The 24065-nt window shown below is 45.4% G+C and carries 18 protein-coding genes and 2 pseudogenes; 15 read left to right on the forward strand and 5 right to left on the reverse strand.

Translation table 11 applies throughout. The features are described 5' to 3' along the window. Positions 1-276: 276 nt before the first annotated feature. Positions 277-447, reverse strand: a complete 171-nt coding sequence (locus B5F25_RS21895) for a hypothetical protein (RefSeq protein ID WP_162614434.1) — start codon at positions 445-447, stop codon at positions 277-279. A gap of 180 nt (positions 448-627) precedes the next feature. Between B5F25_RS21895 and tsaB the strand changes: the two genes are divergently transcribed. The 8 genes from tsaB to lgt all read left to right on the forward strand — a co-directional run bounded on the left by tsaB (position 628) and on the right by lgt (position 8304). Continuing rightward, positions 628-1317 (forward strand): tRNA (adenosine(37)-N6)-threonylcarbamoyltransferase complex dimerization subunit type 1 TsaB, encoded by a 690-nt coding sequence (gene tsaB / locus B5F25_RS15390; protein WP_022040218.1) that lies wholly within the window; start codon positions 628-630, stop codon positions 1315-1317. Between the two features lie 79 nt (positions 1318-1396). Further along, positions 1397-2017, forward strand: coding sequence for a DUF4290 domain-containing protein (locus B5F25_RS15395; protein ID WP_022040219.1), 621 nt, complete (start codon positions 1397-1399; stop codon positions 2015-2017). Between the two features lie 15 nt (positions 2018-2032). After that, the gene (murA, locus tag B5F25_RS15400; protein ID WP_087250543.1) at positions 2033-3340 is read left to right on the forward strand and encodes a UDP-N-acetylglucosamine 1-carboxyvinyltransferase; all 1308 of its coding nucleotides are present in this window, start codon (positions 2033-2035) and stop codon (positions 3338-3340) included. A gap of 5 nt (positions 3341-3345) precedes the next feature. Then, a complete protein-coding gene (gene rimM, locus B5F25_RS15405) occupies positions 3346-3861 on the forward strand; it encodes a ribosome maturation factor RimM (protein ID WP_087210765.1) in 516 nt (171 codons plus the stop codon). 35 nt (positions 3862-3896) lie between these two features. Continuing rightward, entirely contained in the window at positions 3897-4748 is an 852-nt protein-coding gene (locus tag B5F25_RS15410) for a M23 family metallopeptidase (protein WP_013617466.1), read from the forward strand. A 102-nt stretch (positions 4749-4850) separates the two neighbouring features. Next, a complete protein-coding gene (locus B5F25_RS15415; RefSeq protein ID WP_022040222.1) occupies positions 4851-6011 on the forward strand; it encodes a 1-deoxy-D-xylulose-5-phosphate reductoisomerase in 1161 nt (386 codons plus the stop codon). Between the two features lie 109 nt (positions 6012-6120). Next, positions 6121-7461 carry an RIP metalloprotease RseP gene (gene rseP, locus B5F25_RS15420; protein WP_087250545.1) on the forward strand — a complete coding sequence of 447 codons (1341 nt, stop codon included), beginning with the start codon at positions 6121-6123 and terminating at the stop codon, positions 7459-7461. A gap of 21 nt (positions 7462-7482) precedes the next feature. Next, complete coding sequence (lgt, locus tag B5F25_RS15425; RefSeq protein ID WP_087250547.1) at positions 7483-8304, forward strand: prolipoprotein diacylglyceryl transferase; 822 nt, start codon at positions 7483-7485, stop codon at positions 8302-8304. A gap of 140 nt (positions 8305-8444) precedes the next feature. On the opposite strand, the gene B5F25_RS15430 is transcribed toward lgt, so the two are convergent. Together B5F25_RS15430 and B5F25_RS15435 are read right to left on the reverse strand one after the other, a co-directional pair. Continuing rightward, positions 8445-8984 carry a cyclophilin-like fold protein gene (locus tag B5F25_RS15430; RefSeq protein ID WP_162614435.1) on the reverse strand — a complete coding sequence of 180 codons (540 nt, stop codon included), beginning with the start codon at positions 8982-8984 and terminating at the stop codon, positions 8445-8447. A gap of 1 nt (position 8985) precedes the next feature. Further along, positions 8986-9849: pseudogene (locus tag B5F25_RS15435) on the reverse strand (alpha/beta hydrolase); the annotation flags it as partial. A gap of 30 nt (positions 9850-9879) precedes the next feature. Here B5F25_RS15435 and B5F25_RS15440 point away from each other — a divergent pair. Together B5F25_RS15440 and B5F25_RS15445 are read left to right on the forward strand one after the other, a co-directional pair. Beyond that, a pseudogene (locus B5F25_RS15440) lies at positions 9880-10515 on the forward strand (helix-turn-helix domain-containing protein); the annotation flags it as partial. Positions 10516-10636: 121 nt separating this feature from the next. Next, positions 10637-13072, forward strand: coding sequence for an alpha/beta fold hydrolase (locus B5F25_RS15445; protein WP_087250552.1), 2436 nt, complete (start codon positions 10637-10639; stop codon positions 13070-13072). Between the two features lie 251 nt (positions 13073-13323). On the opposite strand, the gene B5F25_RS15455 is transcribed toward B5F25_RS15445, so the two are convergent. Both B5F25_RS15455 and B5F25_RS15460 read right to left on the reverse strand, forming a co-directional pair. Beyond that, a complete protein-coding gene (locus B5F25_RS15455) occupies positions 13324-14559 on the reverse strand; it encodes an anaerobic sulfatase-maturation protein (RefSeq protein WP_087210781.1) in 1236 nt (411 codons plus the stop codon). Between the two features lie 474 nt (positions 14560-15033). Continuing rightward, positions 15034-15495 carry an Lrp/AsnC family transcriptional regulator gene (locus B5F25_RS15460; protein WP_022040231.1) on the reverse strand — a complete coding sequence of 154 codons (462 nt, stop codon included), beginning with the start codon at positions 15493-15495 and terminating at the stop codon, positions 15034-15036. Positions 15496-15689: 194 nt separating this feature from the next. On the opposite strand from B5F25_RS15460, the gene B5F25_RS15465 reads away from it, so the two are divergent. The 5 genes from B5F25_RS15465 to B5F25_RS15485 all read left to right on the forward strand — a co-directional run bounded on the left by B5F25_RS15465 (position 15690) and on the right by B5F25_RS15485 (position 24041). Continuing rightward, positions 15690-16991, forward strand: a complete 1302-nt coding sequence (locus B5F25_RS15465; protein WP_087250556.1) for an O-acetylhomoserine aminocarboxypropyltransferase/cysteine synthase family protein — start codon at positions 15690-15692, stop codon at positions 16989-16991. Between the two features lie 357 nt (positions 16992-17348). Next, the gene (locus tag B5F25_RS15470) at positions 17349-17939 is read left to right on the forward strand and encodes a sigma-70 family RNA polymerase sigma factor (RefSeq protein ID WP_241148267.1); all 591 of its coding nucleotides are present in this window, start codon (positions 17349-17351) and stop codon (positions 17937-17939) included. Between the two features lie 94 nt (positions 17940-18033). Further along, complete coding sequence (locus tag B5F25_RS15475; protein WP_087250560.1) at positions 18034-19026, forward strand: FecR domain-containing protein; 993 nt, start codon at positions 18034-18036, stop codon at positions 19024-19026. A gap of 166 nt (positions 19027-19192) precedes the next feature. Next, positions 19193-22561, forward strand: coding sequence for a TonB-dependent receptor (locus B5F25_RS15480; protein WP_087250562.1), 3369 nt, complete (start codon positions 19193-19195; stop codon positions 22559-22561). A 13-nt stretch (positions 22562-22574) separates the two neighbouring features. Continuing rightward, positions 22575-24041 carry a RagB/SusD family nutrient uptake outer membrane protein gene (locus B5F25_RS15485; protein ID WP_087250564.1) on the forward strand — a complete coding sequence of 489 codons (1467 nt, stop codon included), beginning with the start codon at positions 22575-22577 and terminating at the stop codon, positions 24039-24041. Positions 24042-24065 lie beyond the last annotated feature (24 nt).

The following is a 24065-nucleotide window of genomic DNA, read 5'->3' on the forward strand; positions in this document are numbered from 1 at the left end:
TCAGCAGAGCTTGCGTCCTCTTCAACTCCTTGATTACAAAGCTAATGAAAACCTTTAATAAAATAAAAAAATTCTCTGGATATTTGGATTACAACATAGAAGAAACTGTTTTGAATTTACGTGCGATGATTGGGAATGAGCTTTTGAGGCATTTCCAGCCCTGAGAGAGAATCCCCAAGTTTACAAGACACAATCAACCCAACCGGAAAAACGAAGATATATTCATAAGCCAATCCAACTAACTGCTATAGGCCACGAAGCTAACTGAAACAGGCTCTAAGAAGCTGTTTTGAATTTCTCCAAAAAGTTTTTCTTGGCTTGATGTATCCGTTTTCGTGTGTGCTTTGGGCGATTTTTTGGTCCTTTCCGCTCCTGTTCTTCGTCAGATAGCCCGCTATCTTCCTCATCACAGAAGCGGAAATGCCACAAAAACTCATCCCAAATCATCGCACGATAAATTCAAAACAGCTTCTAAATATATCTTCATTTCGCATATCATTTATTTTAGCTAAAAGAACATCCATAATTGCCACTCCCCTGGCACAAACTCAAAAACTTACAAACTCAAAAACTTACAAACTCAAAAAATAATTGTATATTTGCACACTCGTACTTAATAATAGATTTATGTCGTGCATTTTACATATTGAGACCTCTACAGAGGTCTGTTCGGTTGCCGTCAGCCAGGACGGAGCATGTATTTATTCGGAAGAAGACTTCAACGGGCCTTCACATGCCGTGACTTTGGGCGTATATGTAGACCGGGCGTTATCATTTGTTGAAAGCCATGCCATACCGTTAGATGCGGTAGCAGTAAGCTGCGGGCCAGGTTCGTACACAGGTCTCCGTATAGGTGTGTCGATGGCCAAAGGAGTGTGTTACGGGCGTGGAGTACCTCTTATCGGACTTCCTACACTGGAAGTGATGTGTGTACCGGTATTACTTCGCCACGAATTGCCAGACGATGCATTGCTTTGCCCGATGATTGATGCGCGTCGTATGGAGGTATATGCTACTATTTATGACCGTGCGTTGCGAGTCGTACGTCCTACAGGAGCAGATGTGATTGACGAGCATTCATATGCAGAATTGCTTGCCGATCATCCCGTATATTTCTTTGGAAACGGTGCGGAAAAGTGCCGGACAAAGCTAACACACCCCAATGCACATTTCATTGAAAAAATCTATCCGTTAGCCAAATGGATGTTCCCTTTGGCTGAAAAGGCAATGGCTATCGAAGATTTTAAGGATGTAGCCTATTTTGAACCTTTTTACCTGAAGGAATTTGTGGCTTCAAAGCCCAAAAAATTATTATAAATGAGTCGGTCCGATGCTTATAAGTATATTAAGAGTCGAGCCAACTAGAACATGAACCCTAGTCCCTAACTTAAAAAATATGGAATATAATACCCAACAACGAAGATTGCCGCTACCGGAATATGGCCGGAGCGTACAAAACATGGTAGACTATGCTTTGACGATAGAAGACCGCAAAGAGCGGCAACGCTGTGCCAATACGATTATAAACATCATGGGAGGCATGTTTCCTTACTTGCGTGATGCAAATGACAACAATCATAAATTGTGGGACCACCTTGCCATTATGTCCGATTTCAAGCTAGATATCGATTATCCGGTGGAGGTAGTAAAAAAGGAAAGCCTGGAAATCAAACCCGACCGCATTCCTTACCCACAACATCGTATCCGTTACCGGCACTATGGCAGTTATATACAGAACCTGATTCGCATAGCTGTTGATTATCCGGAAGGGGAAGAGCGTAAGCGTCTTTTGCAAATGATTGCCAACCACATGAAAAAAGATTACCAGAACTGGAACAACAAGGATGGTATGGAAAACCAGAAAATACTGGATGATTTGTATGAACTTTCAGGAGAAAAAATCAAATTGACCATTGATGATGTGCAATTGGTAGAACAACGCACGATGCCCCGCAGACGCCAAATGAACAATAACAACCAACAGAGAAACAATAACCAGCAAAAAAGGAAGTATTGAAAACCAGAAGACTATATGGCATCATTTGTAATTGAAGGAGGACATAAACTGCACGGCGAAATTATCCCGCAAGGAGCGAAAAACGAAGTGCTGGAGGTTATTTGTGCCACATTGCTGACCGATGAAGAAGTGATTATCAGCAACATTCCGAATATATTGGACGTAAACAACCTTATCCAGCTGCTTCGAGATATGGGGGTAAAGGTAAAAAAGCAGAATGCGGATACATATGCGTTCCGTGCCGATGCTGTCAACTTCGATTATCTGGAAAGCGACGATTTCCTGGCGCGGTGTTCGCGCTTGCGTGGCTCGGTGATGCTGGTAGGACCGCTTGTAGCACGTTTCGGACGTGCGGTCATTTCCAAGCCGGGAGGAGATAAAATCGGACGACGCAGGCTGGATACACACTTCTTGGGAATCCAGAAACTGGGAGCTGATTTTCAATATGATAATCAAAGGGGTACGTTCCGCATTCTGGCCAAGCGATTGAAAGGCACCTATATGTTACTTGACGAAGCATCGGTAACAGGTACCGCCAACATCGTAATGGCAGCAGTGCTTGCCGAAGGGAAGACCACCATCTACAATGCTGCCTGCGAGCCATACATTCAGCAGCTTTGCCGGATGCTGAACCGCATGGGAGCACATATCGAAGGCATAGCTTCGAACTTGTTGACTATCGAAGGGGTAAAGACATTGAAAGGATGTACACACCGTGTCTTGCCAGACATGATTGAAGTAGGCAGTTTTATCGGTATGGCAGCAATGACAGGAAGTGAAATTACCATTAAAAACGTATCGTACGAGAATCTGGGAATCATCCCAGACAGTTTCCGCCGGTTGGGCATCCGCCTGCAACAACATGGCGATGACATTTTCGTACCTTGCCAAGAACACTACGAAATCGAATCGTTCATCGACGGGTCGATTATGACCATAGCCGATGCGCCTTGGCCCGGACTGACCCCCGACCTGCTAAGCGTCATGCTGGTAGTTGCCACCCAAGCCAAAGGGAGTGTCCTGATTCATCAGAAGATGTTCGAGAGCCGCCTGTTCTTCGTGGACAAGCTTATCGACATGGGCGCCCAGATTATCCTTTGCGACCCGCACCGCGCGGTAGTTATCGGACATGACCGTACGTTCCGGCTTCGCGGAGGCAACATGACATCGCCCGATATACGCGCAGGCATCGCCCTGTTGATAGCCGCACTCGATGCGGAAGGCATCAGCCGTATCCATAACATCGAACAGATAGACCGCGGATACCAATATATCGAACAACGCCTGTCGGCTTTGGGCGCACGTATCACCCGTATTGAATAAAGCGTATGATAAGAAAGGAAGAAGTTTTTAAAATCGGTGTCATCAACAAGCCGCACGGCATAAAAGGAGAAGTGTCTTTCACCTTTACCGATGATATATTCGACCGTGTGGATTGCGATTACCTTATCTTGCTCATGGACGGCATCCTGGTTCCGTTCTTCATGGAGGAATACCGTTTCCGTTCCGATACGGTGGCACTGGTGAAATTCGAAGGCATCGATACCGCCGAGCAGGCACGCAGGTTCACCAACGTAGAAGTGTATTTCCCCAAGAAATTCATGGACGAGCAAGAAGACGTGACTTCCTGGAACTTCTTTATCGGTTTCCGGGTAGAAGATGTGCATCACGGCTATTTGGGAGAGATAACGAATGTAGACGATACTACCCTTAATGTCTTGTTCGCCATCGAGAAAGACGGAGAAGAACTTTTATTGCCTGCCCACGAAGAGTTTATCATCGGTTTAGACCGGGAGAAGAAGGTAATGAAAGTAAACGTGCCCGACGGATTAATCGAACCTTAATATATATAAGGTATAAAATAAATAAGGAGTAAGGTATGAAAAAAGCGCGCAAGGCATTTTGGCATAACATCCGGTTCAAGTACAAGCTGAGTATCGTCAACGAGAACACGTTGGAGGAGATCGTGGGGATTCACGTCTCGAAATTGAACGGATTGTCGGTATTGCTGGTGTCGTGTGCGGTGATATTCTGCATAGCTGCAGCCATAATCGTCTTTACGCCTTTACGCAACTATCTGCCCGGCTACATGAACAGTGAAGTGCGTGCACAGGTAGTGGCAAATGCCCTGCGTGCCGATTCGCTACAGGCTGCGCTCGAACGCCAAAACCGCTATGTGATGAATATCCGCGACATTTTAAGCGGACAGGTAAAGGCAGATACGGTGCAGTCTATCGATTCGCTGACCGACTTGCGCGAGGAAGAACTGATAGCACGCTCGAAGGAAGAAGAAGAGTTTGTAAAACAATACGAAGAAAAAGAACGTTATAATCTGACGGCAATTACTGAAGAGGGAGCTGCCGGACTGATTTTCTACCGTCCGGTACGGGGTGTGATGTCTACGAACTTCAATCCGGACAACCGCCATTATGGAGTTGATTTGACCGCAAGCCCGAATGAAACGATACTGTCCGTACTGGAAGGCACAATCATCTTCGCCGGTTATACACCCACGTGGGGATACGTCATCCAGATACAGCATCCGCAGAACTTCATCTCGGTGTACAAACACTGCAATTCGTTGATGAAACGCGAAGGCGACAAGGTAAAAGGAGGAGAAGGCATCGCCTTGGTAGGTGATGCCATAGACAAGGACGACAAGCCCCACTTGCACTTCGAGTTATGGCATAAAGGGAATCCGGTCAATCCCGAGCAATACGTTGTGTTTTAAATTTACGATTGGAACATTTACGATTTTTAAAAGTATGAACGTGAATGAACCAAGAATGAAGAAACAAGTAAATAGTAATTTGTAAATTGTCTAATAGGAAATATGAAAAGGCAAATAGCGATATTAGGTTCTACAGGTTCTATCGGGACACAAGCCTTGCAAGTCATCAAGGAGCATCCCGACCTGTACGAAGTGTATGCTCTTACGGCAAACAATCAGGTGGATTTGCTTGCCCGACAGGCACGCGAGTTCCAACCCGAAGCCGTTGTGATAGCCAATGAAGACAAATATCCGGCACTGAAAGAAGCACTCTCCGACTTACCCGTAAAAGTGTATGCCGGAAAAGACGCACTGGCTCAGATTGTAGAATCCCAACCGATTGACATCGTTTTAACCGCTATGGTGGGCTATGCCGGTCTGCTGCCTACAATGAATGCCATCCGTGCGGGAAAGGCCATCGCCCTTGCCAATAAGGAAACCATGGTCGTAGCGGGTGAGATTATCAATGCTCTGGCACAAGAATATCATACCCCTATTCTTCCGGTAGACTCGGAACACTCGGCTATTTTCCAATGCCTGGAGGTGAACAATCCTGTATCGAAGGTGATTCTTACCGCGTCGGGTGGCCCGTTCCGCACGTACACCATCGACCAGCTCCGCACGGTCACCAAGGCGCAGGCTTTGCATCATCCCAACTGGCACATGGGAGCCAAGATAACCATCGACTCGGCTTCGATGATGAACAAGGGCTTCGAAGTAATCGAAGCCAAATGGCTCTTCGGCGTGCGCCCCGAACAGATTGAGGTAGTAGTACATCCCCAGTCGGTCATCCACTCGATGGTGGAGTTCGAGGACGGAGCGGTAAAAGCCCAGTTGGGCGTGCCCGATATGCGTCTGCCCATCCAATACGCTTTCTCTTACCCCAAGCGGGTTTCCCTTTCGGGAGAGCGGCTGGACTTTGCCAAATACAATACGCTGACTTTCGAGAAGCCCGACACGGAACGTTTCCGCAACTTGGCTTTGGCATACGAGGCACTGCATCAGGGAGGCAACATGCCCTGCATCGTAAATGCCGCCAATGAAGTGGTGGTTGCGGCATTCCTGGAAGACAAGATTTCGTTCCTCGGCATGAGTGAGGTCATCGAGAAAACCATGACACGCGTGCCGTTTATCCAGCGCCCGAGGTATGAAGACTATGTGGCTACCGATGCCGAAACACGGCGCATTGCCGCAGAATTAGTGATAAACAAGATGACAAGGTGACAAGACAACAAGGTGACAAGGCTTAAAATACCTTGGGAGAACATTCCAAAACCTTGTCAACTCGTCCTTTTCACCTTGCCAACTAAAAAATTAAAAACAAGAAAACGATATGGAAACATTTTTGATTCGTGCTCTCCAACTCATTCTCAGCCTTTCGCTGCTGGTAATTGTGCACGAAGGAGGACACTTTTTCTTTGCCCGCCTCTTTAAGATACGGGTAGAGAAGTTTTATATTTTCTTCGACCCGTGGTTTGCCTTGTTCAAATACAAGCCCAAACATAGCGATACGGAGTATGGTATAGGCTGGCTACCCTTGGGAGGGTATTGCAAAATTTCCGGTATGATTGACGAATCAATGGATACCGAACAGATGAAAAAGCCGCCTCAGCCATGGGAATTCCGCTCGAAGCCTGCAGGCCAACGGCTTCTGGTAATGGTGGGCGGAGTGCTGATGAACTTCATCCTTGCCTTGTTTATTTATTCCATGATTCTTTTTACATGGGGCGATTCGTACATTGCCCTGAAAGACATGACGTATGGAATGAAATTTAATGAACAGGCAAAAGAGATAGGTTTTCGTGACGGGGATATTCTCCTAAGTGCCGACGGTGAGGAATTAACCCGCTTCAACGGAGACATGATTCGGAGCATCGTCGAAGCGCACGAAGTGACCGTGCTTCGCGATGGAGAAGAGAAACAAATCCTGATGCCCGAACTGAGCCTGCTCGATGTAGCCCAACAGAGTCCGATGTTCGTATCCGTATTCCAGCCGAATGTAGTGGATTCGGTCATAGCCGGAGGAGGATTTGCACAGGCAGGCATTCAAAAGGGAGACTCACTTGTAGCATTCAACGGTACGGAAATCAATTCTTGGAACGAGTTCTTAGACCAGATGAACCGCCTTCAACTGAACGCCGAATTGCAGGAAAAGACTTCGGGCGAGTTCACATTGGTTTATTCACGTGCCGGAATACGGGATACAGTCAATGTACAGACGGATGCCAGCTTCAAGGTAAACGCCTACGGAGGCTTGATCGATTATAAAGTGACCGATGTGTCGTATGGTTTTTTCCAGTCTTTCCCAGCAGGTGTTATGTTAGGAATCAATACATTGAAAGGATATGCCAACGACATGAAGTATGTCTTTACCGCCGAAGGAGCCAAGAGTCTGGGAGGTTTCGGTACCATCGGAAGCATCTTCCCAAAGGTATGGGACTGGCAACGTTTTTGGGAAATGACCGCATTCCTCTCCATCATCCTCGCCTTTATGAACATCTTGCCTATTCCGGCGCTCGATGGCGGACACGTATTGTTCCTGCTCTACGAAATCATCGCCCGCCGCAAGCCGAGCGACAAGTTTATGGAATATGCGCAGATGGTAGGCATGTTCCTGCTCCTTGCCCTCCTCATTTGGGCGAACTTCAACGATGTGATGCGGTTTATTTTCTAATATAAATATAAAGGAAAATAGATGAACCTGCTTTACATTCATTGGAATCCCGACCCCGTACTGTTCCACATCGGAAATTTCGGACTTCGGTGGTATAGCATCTTCTGGATGATTGCCATTCTGGCAGCTTGCCAAGTAGTGTACAAGCTCTATCAAGTGAGGAAATTTCCGATAGATACTTACCAGTCGCTGTTCGTATATTGCATGGTAGGTACATTTGTGGGTGCCAGGTTGGGTCATTGCCTGTTCTATGACCCTTCCTACTTCCTGGCACATCCCTTGGAAATCGTACTTCCAGTCTGCTTTCTTCCCAACGGAGACTGGATATTTACGGGTTATGCCGGACTTGCCAGCCACGGAGGGACGTTGGGCTTGATTATCGCCCTGTATTTCTTTTGCCGGAAAACCAAGATGCACTACTTGGACATACTCGATATGTTGGGCATCGCCGCACCGGTAGCTTCAGGCTTCATCCGCCTTGCCAACCTGATGAATTCCGAAATCATCGGCATGCCGGCCAATCTTCCTTGGGCGTTTGTCTTCGAGCAGGTCGATCTCCAGCCCCGCCATCCTGCCCAGCTATACGAAGCCCTTGCCTATTTCGTGTTCTTCGGCATCATGGTCTGGATATTCCGGAAGCGAAAAGACAACGTACGCAAAGGGTTCTACTTCGGGCTTTGCATCACCCTGATATTTACGTTCCGCTTCTTCATCGAGTTCCTCAAAGAACGTCAGGTGGATTTCGAGAATGCCATGCCCATCGACATGGGGCAGGTATTGAGCATTCCCTTCATCGCACTGGGACTTTATTTCGTGTTGCGCCGGAAAACGGTCAAAGCATGAGCAAATGTAATTCAAATACGGAAGCAACGGTTTCGGGAAGAAATAAAAAAACGGATGAGAAAGGTTGATAATATTCTTTTCTTTGTTACGCCGGAGCACAAATCCGGCGCAACAAAGAATACACAAATCATCGACTGGTATTACCGGACTTCAAACCTTACGCTTACATCTCCACCTCCCAAGGCTGCGGCAAACCCTTCGGGATTGTCTATCTGCCCCAAGCGTGTGTAACTATAGCCGGACGAAAAAGTTTCGTAAAACAAGACGACGCAAGACGAGCCGTAAAGCATCAGGTCGCCTGTCTGGATTGTCCCCGGACGATAGCTGTCCGTAGGCAGATTTTCCGATAAGTAATGGTATTTCTCGTTGCCGTTCATCTCGCTCATATCCAGCGTAAGGGGGAGCATGGCTGCAAAAGCCCGTGCAGCCTCATTGTCTGCCAGCGTAGCGGCAAACGATGTTCCGTTTACTGAAATTGTAATATTTCTTTCCATGGATGCATTGTCATCACCGTTATTGTTATCGTTGTTTCCTTCATTATCGCCCTCATTTTCATCAGATGGCGGAGCGGGAACTTCCGTCCTTTCCTCCATCGGGTCATCGTCCGAGCAGGCAATAAGGGCATTTGCCGTAAAAAGGAGGAAAATAGCCACTCCACAGCAGTAAATCAGCCGTTTCATATCACTTCAGGTATTGGTTGTAAAACTCGACTATCTTGCCGAACGGTATTTTTTCCAGGTTGTCGTACAGGTCGGTATGGCTGGCTCCCGGCACGATATACAATTCCTTGTTGTCACCTTTCAGCTTCTTGAAGGCATCCTCGCCGAAATAGCGCGAATGTGCCTTTTCGCCATGCACCACCAATACGGCACTGCGGATTTCATCGCTGTAAGCCAAAATGGGCATATTGAGAAGTGAAAGCGAGGAAGTGACGTTCCACCCCAGACCTGAATTGATGGAACGGGAGTGATAGCCACGCTTCGTTTTATAATAGTCATAATAATCCTTCATAAATTGTGGCGCGTCATCGGCAGGCTGGGGATTCATCACCGTGCGCTTGTACGTGCCGTTGCGATAGTCTTCCGTCCGTTGGGCATTCAGTTGCTTGCGCATTTCATAGCGGGCGTCCGCATTGTCATTGGCATCGAAGTAGCCGTTTGCCGTCCCCCGACAGATGTCATACATCGTGGAAGCCACCGTCGCTTTGATGCGCGTATCCATAGCCGCCGCGTTGATGGCAAAACCTCCAAAGCCACAGATGCCGAGTATGCCGATGCGCTCCGGGTCTACATCGTCACGGGTGGACAGATAGTCTACCGCCGCACTGAAATCTTCCGTGTTGATGTCCGGCGATGCCACACTACGGGGTTGCCCGCCGCTTTCTCCGGTAAAAGAGGGGTCGAAAGCAATGGTCAGGAAACCGTGCTCTGCCAATGTCTGCGCATACAGTCCCGATGCCTGCTCTTTCACTGCCCCGAACGGTCCACTGACCGCGATGGCTGGGAGCTTGCCTGCCGCGTTCTTGGGTTTATACAAGTCGGCAGCATCCACCGTATCGAAGAGGGACCTGTGCCTGAAGCCGATGCACTGTTGTTTCATCCCGATTTTCTGTTCCGTACCCCATTGGCACAGAAAATGAAGCAGTATAGTTTCTTTTCGTATGCTTCCAATGAGGCGTTGCACTTGTCTGCGGACGAACGTGTCATCGTGCAGGATTATATGAACAAGATAGCCCATGAACTGGAGCACCCCATCGACAGGTTTTCCAAACCGCTGATAATCGCCAACATTGAAGTGCTGCTCAATTATTGCATGCGCTTTTATGAACGTCAGTTCGTCACGCGCGAAGTGCTGAACAACGATGTCCTTATCCGTTTCGAGCAATTGCTGGACGAGTATTGGGATTCCGGCACGGCACGTCTGCAAGGGCTTCCCACCGTGAAATATTTTGCTGAAAAAGTTTGCCTTTCTCCCAACTATTTTGGCGATTTGGTGAAATCAGAAACAGGCAAGAGCCCGCATGAACTTATCCAATCCAAAATAGCGGAAATCGCAAAGAGTGCTCTTCTTGACCCCAAGATGAACACGAAACAGGTAGCGGATATGTTGGGATTCCAATATCCGCAGCACTTCCTGCGCTTCTTCAAGAAAAAAGTAGGATGTACCCCAAAGGAATATCGTGCTCAAAACAACTTGACTGTATGTAGTTAATCGGAAATGGATTGCGAAAAATCAGTGTGATTCTTTATTTGAATATCCGCAAAACCGATACACTTACTTGCATTTTTCGTATCTTTGGGGCTTGAAATAAATTTTAATACAAGCAGAGTTTATGAAAATACGCATTTTATCCCTTATGCTCTTGGGACTTGCCCTTCAGGCAATGCCTTCCGTTGCCCAAGAGCGTCTGCCCGAATACCTTCAGGCAGAGAAATTCACACGAGAAAAACTGAACACGATGCTGTTCTCTACCAAAGTCGACCCGCATTGGTTCCCGACCGGAAACGATTTTTGGTTCGAATACAAAACCAGCGAAGGCACATCGTGGTATGTAGTCGACCCCGACGCACGCCGGAAGACTCCGCTATTCGACCGCGATGAATTGGCATCCCAACTTACCGAAATCGTTCACGACCCGTTCGAGGCACGCCATTTACCCATCCAAAACCTGAAAGTGAAAGAAGACGGACGTACCTTTACCTTCGAAGTAACCTCTTCGCAAGACAAGAAGCCGAAGAAGGATGACAAGAAAAAGGCAGACACCCCCGAAAAGGAAGTATTTTATTTCTCCTACGATTATCCGACACGCAAGTTGACCCTGCTGACCGAAGAAGCCAAGGAACCGAAACGGCTGGACTGGGCATCGGTCTCTCCCGACGGACAAACGGTGGTATATGCCAAGGACTGCAACCTCTACCGCATGAGCATCGCCGATTACCGCAAGGCGCAAAAGGACGAAAAGGACAGTACGATTGTAGAAATCCAGTTGACGAAAGACGGAAGCGAGCACTTCGGCTATGGCATTCCTTACAGCATATTGAATACCGATACCCTGTGCAACGGCAAACGCCGGGGCGTATGGGGATACTGGTCGCCCGACTCGAAACATTTCGTGACCGTAGTGACCGACGAGCGCAAGGTGAAAGACCTGTGGGTCATCAACTCCACGGCTTCGCCCCGTCCCACACTGGAGACTTACCGCTACCAGATGCCGGGCGAGATGGATGCTCCCGAAGACCACCTGTACATCTTCGACATGACCACGAACACCCGGAAAGAAATCCGTACGGCAGCATGGAAGAACCAGACTTTGGCAATTGAAAACCGCCCGTTCCAGATGAAAGAACGTGACGCGGAGCTGATCCCCGTTGTATGGCAGGGTGACAACAACCGCTTCTTCCTGACCCGCAGCAGCCGCGACCTGCACCGCATCGATGTATGTACGTACACCATCGGACAAGACTCCATCGTCCCCATCGTAAAAGAACGGATGAACACCTATCAGGAAACACGCCCCATTCAGGTATTCAACGGTGGGAAAGAGTTTATCCAATGGAGCGAGCGAGACGGCTGGGCACACCTTTATTTATATGATGACCAAGGAAACCTGAAAAACCGCATCACCAAAGGACCGTGGCACGTAGAGCGTGTCGTAAAGGTAGACCCTGCCACCCGCACCATCTACTTCACTGCCAACGGACGCGAAGCAAACGAGAATCCTTATTACGAACACTTGTATAAAGTGAATGCCGACGGAAGCGGCTTGAAACGGCTGACCGAAGGCGAATACTTCCACGAAACAGACATGGACGACGATGCGCGTTTCATCGTTGACAATTATTCGCGGGTAAATACCGTTCCGAATGCTGTCCTGATAGACCGCAACGGAAATAAGGTGATGGATTTACAGGAAAGCGATTTCTCCCAGCTTTTTGCCGCAGGCTACCAGTTCCCCGAACTCTTTACGGTAAAAGCTGCCGATGGTGTGACCGACCTCTATGGCGTGATGTACAAGCCTTATAATTTCGATTCGACCAAAGTCTATCCGATAGTCGACTACGTATATCCCGGTCCGCAGGTAGAAGCGGTCTATTATCCATTTACCCGCATGAGCGTACGCACCGACCGCCTGGCGCAGGCTGGCTTTATCGTGATTTCGGTAGGACAGCGCGGAGGACATCCCAGCCGCTCGAAATGGTATCACAACTACGGATACGGAAACATGCGCGACTATCCCCTTGCCGACCATAAGGCAGCGGTAGAGCAACTGGCGGCACGCTACAAATACATCGACATCGACCGCGTAGGCATTCACGGGCACTCAGGAGGCGGATTCATGTCTACCGCCGCTATCCTTCAGTATCCTGATTTCTACAAAGCCGCCGTATCGTGTGCCGGGAATCATGATAACCGCATCTACAACCGCTGGTGGAGCGAGACCCATCACGGCGTAAAAGAAGAGATTACCGAAAAGGGAGACACGACCTTTGTGTACAAGATAGCGACAAATCCCGAAATAGCCAAACAGCTGAAAGGACACCTGATGCTGGTACACGGCGACATCGACAACAACGTACATCCGGCAAACACCATCCGCGTAGTAGACGCGTTGATTCGTGCCAACAAACGCTTTGAGATGCTTATCCTCCCCGGCCAGCGTCACGGCTTCGGCGATATGGACGAGTATTTCTACTGGCGCATGGTAGACTTCTTCTCACGCTGGCTGAACGGAAAAGCCGAAGATTCGGTGGATATTCCCCGAAGGTGAATTTAGAAGCTGTTTTGAATTTCTCCAAAAAGTTTTTCTTGGCTTGATGTATCCGTTTTCGTGTGTGCTTTGGGCGATTTTTGGGTCCTTTCCGCTCCTGTTCTTCGTCAGATAGCCCGCTATCTTCCTCATCACAGAAGCGAAAATGCCTCAAAAACTCATCCCAAATCATCGCACGATAAATTCAAAACAGCTTCTTACTGTTTTTTGGAGAGGTGTCAAACTGACACTCCTCCAAAATTAACCAGTAATCAGAATATCGAAGGCTTGGTTCGAAGGATTTCCATTATATTGGCAGGAGGACGTTGTGCTGTCAATTCACGTGCCATAAAGTCCATATAAGGTGCCACGTGGGCAAAATATTTGTAAAATCCGGGACAAAGATAATTCAATCCATATTCTCCGTCCGAAGTCAAGCAAAAACGGTTTTTGGGACATTCTCCGTTACAGGCGAAAAGATAAGGACATTCCTTGCATTGATGTGGCAGGCTTGAACGTTTAGCCAAGCCAAATTGCCGTTGTTGTTCTCCATACATCATTTCTACAAGCGTCTTTTCACGAATGTTTCCCAATTTGTATTGTGGGAAAACAAAATGGTCGCACGAATAGACATCACCGTTAAATTCCATTACTCCCGCATGTCCACATATCGGAGCCAGTGTGCATACTCCCGGACTGGTTCCCACCCAATTAGCAAGGGTCGCATCAAATAACTGAATGAAGTACTTTCCTACATCATTTTGCACCCATTCATCGAAAATGGCACAAAGGAAGTTTCCCCATTGCAGAGGCGATACGGAAAAAGCTGCCAAATTTTCTTTGCCAGTCTTATCCACAGAAGCCAAATAACGTCCGTCACTATGATGTGTGATACGTTCTACAACAGGAGCAAATTGAATATAATGGCATCCTATCTGCTTGAAGAAATGATAAAATTCCAATGGATAATCTCCATTGAGGTTGTTTACGACAGCCATAGCATTCCATTCTACACCCCGTTTATTCAGTAAATGAATGCCGTTCATTACTTTGGAAAAAGAAGGATTTCCCCCTCGTGTTTTCCGATAAGCATCGTGAAATTTTTGAGGACCGTCAATCGAAACGCCTACCAGCCAGCCGTTCTCGTGAAAAAAACGACACCATTCATCATTTAATAACGTGCCATTGGTTTGAATACAATTGTCTATTATGCGACCCTGTGCATATTTACGTTGCAACTCCAAAGCTTTCCGATAAAAACTCAATGGACGCATCAAAGGTTCTCCACCATGCCAAGTAAATAGTATCTGAGACGTGGTTTGCGACTGGATATATTCTTTAATGAATTTTTCCAGCAATTCATCGCTCATAATAGAAACATTTTTTTGAGGATATAAGTTTTGCTTTTCCAAATAGTAGCAATAATCGCATCTCAGATTACATAAAGCACCTCCAGCTTTTAACATAATGTAAAGCGGACGTGCAAAAGGGGCTAATGTATTACTCATGTTATGGTATATAAAAATAAGTAGATGTTGAAAATCAGTTTGTATAAAATCTACGTTTCTGATAAATATCATTAAGAGCCTGTTTAAATTTTGCTCAGGTTAATTTTGCGAATTGTTTTCGAGGATGTTTTTCTGATTTTATGAGGAGGATAGCGGGCTATCTGACGAATAAAATCGGGAAAACAGACCGGAAACAAACGAAAAAGAACCTGATAGAATATTACTTTATTGGAAAATTTAAACAGGCTCTTAATTTTGCATACAAATTAAATGTCCGCAATTTACCAATCTGACCGCATAAAAAATGCAGTAGTACTGCATTTGCCGATAAAGTCTATATTCATTTTTAGGGAGATGTATTGGCTGTTTGCAATATTCATTTGTAAAAATTAGAGTTTCTTAGAAACGGTTTCGTTTTTTGACTCATGACGGATTTTTGCAACTCTCCATTAAAAAACAGCCTTTCCCCTATTTTTAAAAATGAATACCGTATGTATGTTTCAACTCATCCATCACAAAGACACTTTCCAGTGAACTTAGATGTTCAATAGTACCTAAGACATTGAGTATGAATGCTTGATAATGTTTCATATCCTTGGCATGGATTTTTAGCAAATAATCATAGCTTCCGGAAATGTTGTAACATTCGGTCACTTCTGGAATCCCTTGCACAATGCGACTGAAATCTTGGGCAATGTCACGGTTAAGACGAGTCATCTTCACTTTACAAAAAACAATAAACCCCTGGTGAAGTTTTTCAGCATCTACTATCGCCATATATTTCTTAATGTATCCATTTGCTTCCAGCCGCTTCAGACGTTCGAACACTGGAGTAGATGACAGGCTGACCCGTGCGGCAAGTTCTTTAGTCGTAAGCCGGGCATTTTCTTGCAAAACACGAAGAATCTGCAAATCTATTTTATCTAATGTTTCCATAAAAGAATTCTATTCTGTTTTATATCCCTTTTGGAATATTACATTGTGCAGTTATTCTATTTTAGGATACAAATATAGATAGATTTTCCAAATAAAGGGCAAACATTGATTGTTATTTCCAGAATTACTTATTTTGCAGAAAAATATTTAGAAGAAATTCAAAACAGTTTCTCAATAATCTTTATAAAAAAACAATGGACAAGACTAAACTTCATTTCGAAACGTTGCAATTGCATGCCGGACAAGAATTGCCCGATCCCACAACTGGTGCACGTGCCGTTCCCATTTACCAGACCGCTTCGTATGTGTTCCACGATTGCCGACATGCTGCAGACCGCTTCGCTTTGCGCGATGCCGGAAATATCTACGGACGTCTCACCAACGACACCCAGCGAGTATTGGAAGAACGCATGGCTACCCTTGAAGGAGGAGTGGCAGCTTTGGCTGTAGCCTCTGGAGCTGCAGCAGTAACTTACGCCTTGCAGAACATTTTACATGCAGGCGACCATTTGGTAGCAGCCGATAACCTCTATGGAGGCTCGTACAACCTGATTACACACACGCTTGCAGAACAGGGAATTACACATACCATTATCCGCATCAACGACCTGCATGCGCTGGAAGCTGCCATTCGTCCCGAAACAAAAGCGGTGTATGCAGAAACATTCGGCAATCCTCATTCGGATATTACCCACATAGAAGCTGTGGCAGAAGTAGCACACCGTCACGGAATACCTTTGATTGTAGATAATACCTTTGGTACTCCTTTTCTTATCCGTCCCATCGAGCATGGAGCAGACATAGTGGTTCACTCCGCTACCAAGTTTATCGGTGGCCATGGTACTTCGCTGGGCGGAATCATTGTAGACAGCGGACGTTTCGACTGGAAAGCCTATCCGAACCGCTTTCCTACAATGACTCTTCCCGACCCGAACTATCACGGAAACATTTTTACCGATGTGGCAAAAGAAGCAGCATTTGTCACCCGCATTCGGGCTGTCCTGCTCCGAGATACGGGAGCAACCATCTCACCTTTCAATGCTTTCCTGTTGTTGCAGGGACTTGAAACCTTGTCACTGCGCGTAGAGCGTCATGTGACCAATGCCCTAAAAGTAGTAAAATACCTTGCAACACACCCCATGGTGGCAAAAGTCAATCACCCTTCCCTACCTTCACATCCCAACCATGCACTGTATCTTCGCTATTTTCCACAAGGTGGTGGAAGTATCTTTACTTTCGAGATAAAAGGCGGACAAAATGAAGCATGGCGTTTCATCGATTCACTGAAAATCTTTTCACTTTTGGCAAATGTAGCGGATGTGAAAAGCCTGGTGATTCATCCTGCCACTACCACCCATTCGCAGCTTTCGCCTGAAGAGCTGAAAACGCAACACATCACGCCAGCTACCATCCGGCTTTCCATCGGTACTGAGCATATTGATGACCTGTTGGAAGATCTGGCACAAGCATTTGAAGCTTGCAATATACCCGATTAATAGAAAACATTACATGATAGAATAGCTTTTATACTTCTCGCAGCATTAATTCGTGCACATGGCTGCGTTGTTTGTAAGATTATTAATCTTCACGCCGGAAGATTATTAATCTTCAAGCTGTAAGATTAATAATCTTACAAACGATGCAGCTATATAGCGGAGAGAAAAGTGCTTGACATGCCGGATGTACAATCTGGCGTAATTGAAGAAACGGATTTGCAATCCAGCGTGACACTGGCAAAAGAAGTAACACCGACAGTGTATATTCATCCACTTTCCACCCCTATAAAATTATCAGCCCTTTCATGCTAGTATTCCCATTTAAATCGTATCTTTGCCCAATACGATAAACAATATTTGGCACCAACAGACAAGATGGACGAAAAAGACTTGATAAAAGAACTGAAATCCGGCTCGGTCACCGCCTATCGGCGACTCTATGAGCAATGGGTTTCCAAACTATACCATTTCGTCTTCCACTATGTCAAGTCGGAAGCCGTAACCGATGATATCGTACAGGAAACTTTCTTACGCATCTGGACCGGACGCGAACGGCTGGACCCTCTTTGCTCTTTCAAGTCGTACCTGTTCACCATCTCCTACCACCTGCTCCTGAAAGAACTACGCAGGCAACTGAACCATCCCTCGATGGAAGAATACCTGAAATACCAGAACGAAGCAAGCGTATCAGAAGAATATATCATTGATGACATCGATTTCGAAAGCTTCTGTACAGCCTTGGCACGAGCCAAGCAGAAACTATCTCCCCGCCAGCGAGAGATTTTCGAATGGAACAAAGAGCAAGACATTCCCGTAGCTGACATCGCTAAAAAGCTTTCCATCAGTGAACAAGTAGTGCGCAACCAGCTTTCAGCGGCACTTAAAACCATGCGTGCCGAACTCCAAAACCATGCCTTTTTGTTAAGCATCTTCCTGTTAAACCTATAAAAAAGCAACAAATCCTGCTTTATAACATACAAATCAGCATGTTATAAATCCTTTGTTCGCGGATATTACTTACAAACAAAGGAAAAACAGGCTCATGAACAAACCCAATTACGACATAGAGGATTTATTACGGAAATACCATGCCGGACATATCTCAAAAGAAGAATTTGCTCGGCTAAAAGCCGCCGTCAACCGCTCGACAGATGAAGAGATGAAAGATTTCATGGCGCGGCACTGGGACTTCTATGCCGATGAATCTCCTTTGCCCGAAGCGAAAAAAGTCCGGCTCTATCAGAACCTGGAACGGAAGATACGTGTTCCCTTATACATCCGCCTGCGGACACATTGGGTTCAAATCGCCGCATGCCTTTTGCTCGTGCTCAGTATCGGCATGTCGGCATTGCTCTACACGCAACATCACGAATTACAACAACTCACTTCACGCAATGTTGTTATCCGTTCCGGCGAATCGCCTTCTTCGGTCACCCTACCCGACGGGACCAAAGTAAAGCTGAACACCCATTCTTCGCTTACTTACCAACAAGATTTCGGACGGGAAAACCGCTGTGTAGAGCTTTCGGGTGAAGGCTATTTCAACGTAAAGCGCGACGAGAGCAAACAATTCGTCGTACAGACAGGCTTTATCAACATCACCGTACTGGGCACATCTTTCAACGTCTACGCTTACGAGGACAAAGACTTCCTGGAAATGGCTCTGGTAAAAGGAAGCGTACGGGTGAATACGGTCCGCCCACCCTACAAAAGCCTGCACGCACGTCCCAATGAAAAGATAACCTATAACAAGCATACGGGCCAGCTGATCTTGGAAACCACTTCGAACCGGGCGGAAACGGCATGGACGAAAGACACATTGACGTTCCGCCACGCCCCGCTGCGAGAAGTGTTCCGCTCGCTGGAGCGCAAGTTCGGTGTCATTATCCGGACTTCGGACACGCTCTTTGCCAACGATGCCTATACGGGTACCTTCAAGGAAGCCACGCTGGAGAATGTCCTCGGCGTACTGAAACAGCATTACGGTTTCGGCTATACCCGTACCCAAGACACGATTCATATCGATATGAAATAATTACCGGATTTATTAACCTCAAAAACACAAGCACACATGAAAACATAACAATGCCAGCAAAAACAAGAACCTCCGGACAATCGGCAAATCGTCCGGAGGCGGAAATCAGTCCACAAAACTATGTTGCAGCATAGTTTGCATTAATGAACCAATAATCCATAATATCATGAAAAAACAAAAGAATCTGTCCGTTTCTGCGGACAAAGGTAACGAAAAACACGGTATCTCCCGTTATCTTGCGTTATCTTTATGTATGTTAACTTTTATTGGGGCATCCGCCCAGACCGGCAAAGTCAGCCTGAACCTGAAAGACGCGCCGGTGAAAGAACTGTTGAACACTATCGAAAAACAGACCCCGTACCGCTTCTCGTACCGTGACGCTGACCTGAAAGGCAAATCAAACGTCACCCTGTCGTCCCAAAGCGAAGAGCTGAAGGAAGTCTTGACACGCGAGCTTGCCCAAAGAGGGTTATTCTACCGAGTATCAGAAAATCTGATTATCATTCTCCCTGCCTCACAAAAAGATATCCCATCAAACAAGAAAAGCCTCATCAAAGGTGTAGTGAAAGATGCCAACGGTGATCCCATTATCGGTGCCAACATTACCGTAGAAGGCCAATCCATAGGTACCATCACCGATATGGATGGACAATTCACACTTGAGGCTTCGGCAGATGCAGTCTTGCACGTATCTTATATCGGATATATGTCACAAAACATTCATGCAAAAGAGGGGCAAGATTTAAACATCATTATGAAAGATGATACACGGGCGTTGGACGAAGTGGTCGTATTAGCTTATGGGACTCAAACCAAACGCAACGTTACCGGTTCTTTAGAAACGGTAGATTTTGATAAATTAGGAGATATTCCAGGAGCACAATTCGCACAAAAGCTTCAAGGACAAATCAGCGGCGTACAAATCAATCAAGGGACAGGTACTCCAGGACAAGGCATGAACATCCGAATCCGTGGTGCAGCCTCCTTGTCTACCGATTCCAGTCCGTTATACGTCGTAGACGGATTCCCTATTGTCGGGAATATAAACAATCTGAATCCCAATGAAATAGAGTCTATGACCGTATTGAAAGATGCTGCAGCTACAGCACTTTATGGTTCACGTGCCGCTTTCGGTGTTGTACTTATTACAACCAAAACAGCTAAAACCGGAAAGACCAATGTCAGCTTCAACGGATATTGGGGAGTACAAGTTGTACCTGAAAAAGGAAGGCCGGACATGATGAACGGGACAGAATGGGCACAATTCCGCAAAGAACACTACGAAGACCTAGGGGAACCCGTCCCTACAGCATTCCAAAATCCGTCGCAATACGAAAAAGGATACAGTTGGTACGATACCATGTTACGCAATGCATTAATACAAGACTATAATGTTTCTATCCAATCGGGTTCAGAAAAGTTAAAAAACTCCATTGTCGTAGGATATTTCAATCAAGATGGTGTGGTCTTGAATTCCGATTACCGACGGATTTCATTGCGTGCCAATTCTCTTTATCAAATCAATCCAAGACTAAAAGCAGCCCTGAATGTTGCACCCACATATAGTTTTGAAAATCGCCCTCTAAGTGACGGTTCCTTTTTCGGGGGAGGAGGTTTGCTGGCAAACGCCAACCTGACGCCTCCTATCTTACCTTACATGGACGAAAACGGTAATATGCCAGTATCTGTAACCACCGAAGGAGTTACAATGAATCCAATGCCCAACTGGGTGCGTTCTATTCAAGATACTTCCAATGAATATAAAACACTCAGGTTGCTTGCCAGTGCCTATATCGAATTTGAACCAATTAAAAACCTTTTCTTAAAAACAAGCATCAGCACCGATTTAGGATATGAAAACCGTCACTACTTCCAACCTTCTACAGCAGGACGTGCTTTTAACGTAGAGCCCAGTGCTTTAAATGCTAATCTAAGAGAAGAAGACAGCAACTATTATTCTTATTTGTCAGAAACTACAGCCAGCTATTCGGTTGATTGGGGCGACCATCATTTGGATGCACTGGTAGGATTTACCGTACAAAAATACCACAGTCAGTTAGGGGTTGTAACCGGAAGCAATTATGCAGATGACCGTATCCAAACCATAGATGCCGCTTTGGTTAAAAACAATCCAACCATGGATATCCAAGAATGGAGTATGATGTCTTACCTTGGAAGAATCAATTACGATTTTAAAGGGCGTTATTTGTTAGGGTTCAGTATCCGACGAGACGGTTCCTCACGATTCGGTATAAACAACCGTTGGGGTAATTTCCCCGCCGGTTCCATCGGATGGTTGGTAAACGAAGAACCTTTTATGAAAAATTTGACATGGTTATCTTTATTCAAGTTACGTGGCAGTTACGGTGTTATCGGGAATCATAATATCGGAAACTACACACAATACAACACCATCGATATCACGCAAGGAGGCGTTTTCGGCAATACAGTTGTAAACGGAAGCCAAGTCACCAATCTTGGAAATCCAAACTTAGGATGGGAAAAAACCAGAGAACTGGATTTGGGTGTAGACCTTTCGTTCTTAAACAACCGGATTACATTTACTTATGATTATTATAAGAAAATAACAGACAATCTACTTTATTCCATGTCCGTACCCCGTGAATCAGGTTTCCAAACCATTACAGGCAATGTGGGTAAAATAAAATTCTGGGGACATGAATTCAGCATCAATTCACACAACCTGGTTGGCGCTTTCAAATGGGATACTAATTTCAATATTGCATTCAGCGATAACCGGGTTCTTGCTCTGTCGGGCATGAGCGATTACATGCTGGCTCAAACCGGCATTGTACAGACTATTACTAAAGTAGGTGGCAGAATAGGACAATTCTACGGTATGGTTCAAGAAGGCGTCTATGTAAATCAAGCTGATTATGATAATTCTCCGAAAGCTGTAGACTCTGAAGTAGGAACTATCAAATTTAAAGACGTGAACAATGATGGAACCATTACGTATGATGACATGGGAGGCGATAAGACCGAATTGGGAAATCCATTCCCAAAATTCACTTATGGACTGACCAATACTTTCTCATATAAGAATTTTGACCTGTCCATAGTATGTGCCGGTTCGTATGGAAACAAAATAGTGGCAGTAAGCGAACAAGGGACGACCAACCTTGATGGTAATTTCAATGTACTGAAAGAAGTAAAAGACAGATGGCGTTCACCCGAAAACCCAGGGGCTGGGAAATATGGTAAAACGACAAGCGGGACAGGACGTGAAAGAGACATTTTGCATTCCCGGTTTATTTGTGATGGCAGCCATTTTACCATCAAAAATATCACGTTTGGCTATACCTTTCCTGCGCGCCTTATCAAATACGTACAAAACTTGAGATTATACGCCAGCATACAGCAACCTTTGGTCTTAACCAAATACAAATATGCAAATCCTGAAGTAGGAGTTGATTTTGACGGGAATTCTCCCAATGCACTATTGCAGGGGATTGATTTTTCCACTTATCCTATTCCAAGAACATTTACAATCGGACTGAATGTATCATTTTAAATAATTTAACGATATGAAAATTAAACATTCATTTTACACCATATTGCTAGCTTGTGCTTTTACCAGTTGTGACAATTTTCTCGATATACCTTCAGATACATCATTAAGTTCTGAAGTTTATTATCAATCACAAAATGATTTCGAACAAGCTATAAACGGATGTTATTCGTTTTTACGGACATTATACAGTGGAAGTAATGGTGCGTGGGCCATGGGAGAACTACGTTCCGATAATACGACCTATGTATATAACCCGACAGACAGAGGAACCATTTCTGCTGAATTCGTCAAAGATTTCCTTGACGATGCAAACAACAGCGTACCATTACATAAATATGTAACCAATTACAGCATGATTTCTAACATCAACTATATTTTAGCCTTTATAGATAATGTAGAATTCGATGAATCCGTAAAAAACAACATCAAAGGACAAGCCTATTTTTTGCGTGCCTTAGCCTATTTTGATTTAGTTCAATACTTCGGATCGGTGCCTCTGCATTTGACCCCTGTACAAACAGAAGAGGAAACCGCTTTGCCCTTGTCCGATACAGAAACCATCTATGCTCAGATCATTCAAGATGCTGAAACTGCTGCCAACCTACTCCCAGACAAGTCACATCAAGACCCTGGACGGGCTACATCCGGAGCAGCTAATACACTTTTAGGAAATGTATATATCAACCTACAGAACTGGAGTGAAGCAGAACGCGTTTTAAAAGAGGTCAACGGATACGACTTGTATGAAAATTATGCCGATGCATTCGAACCTGCCAATAAAAATGGTATAGAATCTGTCTTTGAAGTACAGTTCAAACAAGGAAATGAAGGTTATGCCAGCAATTTCTTTTATGTTTTTTTAGTGCAACCCATTACAGCCGAAGAAGTTTCTGCAATAACTGGTATCGAAGAAAATTCGTATATTGTTGAAGGATATAATATCCCGACACCAGATATTATAAATGCTTATGAGACTGGGGATGAGCGTAAAGATGCTTCAATAGGAATGTTAACGGCATCAGGGAAACAATATCCTTATATAAAAAAGTATTGCCACCCACATGCCTTAACCAATAATACAGACGATAATTGGCCTGTATATCGCTATTCCGAAGTTCTTTTATTTTTGGCAGAAGCACTTAATGAACAAAATAAGACAGATGAAGCCTTAACATACCTGAATAGAGTCAGAAACCGAGCTGGACTAGCAAATACATCTGTTACCGGACAAGACGCAATCCGTGAAGCCATTTTCAAAGAAAGAAGAGTAGAACTTGCTTTTGAAAACAAGCGATGGCTCGATTTAGTACGTTCCGGACAAGCGGAAACTGTAATGAAAGCTTATGGAGAACGGGTAAAAGCCAATCCTCAGGCATATTATTTCCCAGACGGATATTCGGTAGCATCCAATTCTTATTTAGACATTCGGCTTTTGTTCCCGTTACCTGCATCTGAAGCTGCTCTGACACCGTATTTTTAGAAACAGTTTTGAATTTATCGTGTG

It is taken from the genome of Bacteroides sp. An19, from assembly GCF_002160215.1.
Lineage (GTDB): Bacteria > Bacteroidota > Bacteroidia > Bacteroidales > Bacteroidaceae > Phocaeicola > Phocaeicola intestinalis.

What these genes read in the sequence shown, in the direction of transcription:
- B5F25_RS21895 (WP_162614434.1), bottom strand. Translation starts at nt 447, where the DNA reads ATGATTTGGGATGAGTTTTTGTGGCATTTCCGCTTCTGTGATGAGGAA.
- tsaB (WP_022040218.1), top strand. Translation starts at nt 628, where the DNA reads ATGTCGTGCATTTTACATATTGAGACCTCTACAGAGGTCTGTTCGGTT.
- B5F25_RS15395 (WP_022040219.1), top strand. Translation starts at nt 1,397, where the DNA reads ATGGAATATAATACCCAACAACGAAGATTGCCGCTACCGGAATATGGC.
- murA (WP_087250543.1), top strand. Translation starts at nt 2,033, where the DNA reads ATGGCATCATTTGTAATTGAAGGAGGACATAAACTGCACGGCGAAATT.
- rimM (WP_087210765.1), top strand. Translation starts at nt 3,346, where the DNA reads ATGATAAGAAAGGAAGAAGTTTTTAAAATCGGTGTCATCAACAAGCCG.
- B5F25_RS15410 (WP_013617466.1), top strand. Translation starts at nt 3,897, where the DNA reads ATGAAAAAAGCGCGCAAGGCATTTTGGCATAACATCCGGTTCAAGTAC.
- B5F25_RS15415 (WP_022040222.1), top strand. Translation starts at nt 4,851, where the DNA reads ATGAAAAGGCAAATAGCGATATTAGGTTCTACAGGTTCTATCGGGACA.
- rseP (WP_087250545.1), top strand. Translation starts at nt 6,121, where the DNA reads ATGGAAACATTTTTGATTCGTGCTCTCCAACTCATTCTCAGCCTTTCG.
- lgt (WP_087250547.1), top strand. Translation starts at nt 7,483, where the DNA reads ATGAACCTGCTTTACATTCATTGGAATCCCGACCCCGTACTGTTCCAC.
- B5F25_RS15430 (WP_162614435.1), bottom strand. Translation starts at nt 8,984, where the DNA reads ATGAAACGGCTGATTTACTGCTGTGGAGTGGCTATTTTCCTCCTTTTT.
- B5F25_RS15445 (WP_087250552.1), top strand. Translation starts at nt 10,637, where the DNA reads ATGAAAATACGCATTTTATCCCTTATGCTCTTGGGACTTGCCCTTCAG.
- B5F25_RS15455 (WP_087210781.1), bottom strand. Translation starts at nt 14,559, where the DNA reads ATGAGTAATACATTAGCCCCTTTTGCACGTCCGCTTTACATTATGTTA.
- B5F25_RS15460 (WP_022040231.1), bottom strand. Translation starts at nt 15,495, where the DNA reads ATGGAAACATTAGATAAAATAGATTTGCAGATTCTTCGTGTTTTGCAA.
- B5F25_RS15465 (WP_087250556.1), top strand. Translation starts at nt 15,690, where the DNA reads ATGGACAAGACTAAACTTCATTTCGAAACGTTGCAATTGCATGCCGGA.
- B5F25_RS15475 (WP_087250560.1), top strand. Translation starts at nt 18,034, where the DNA reads ATGAACAAACCCAATTACGACATAGAGGATTTATTACGGAAATACCAT.
- B5F25_RS15480 (WP_087250562.1), top strand. Translation starts at nt 19,193, where the DNA reads ATGAAAAAACAAAAGAATCTGTCCGTTTCTGCGGACAAAGGTAACGAA.
- B5F25_RS15485 (WP_087250564.1), top strand. Translation starts at nt 22,575, where the DNA reads ATGAAAATTAAACATTCATTTTACACCATATTGCTAGCTTGTGCTTTT.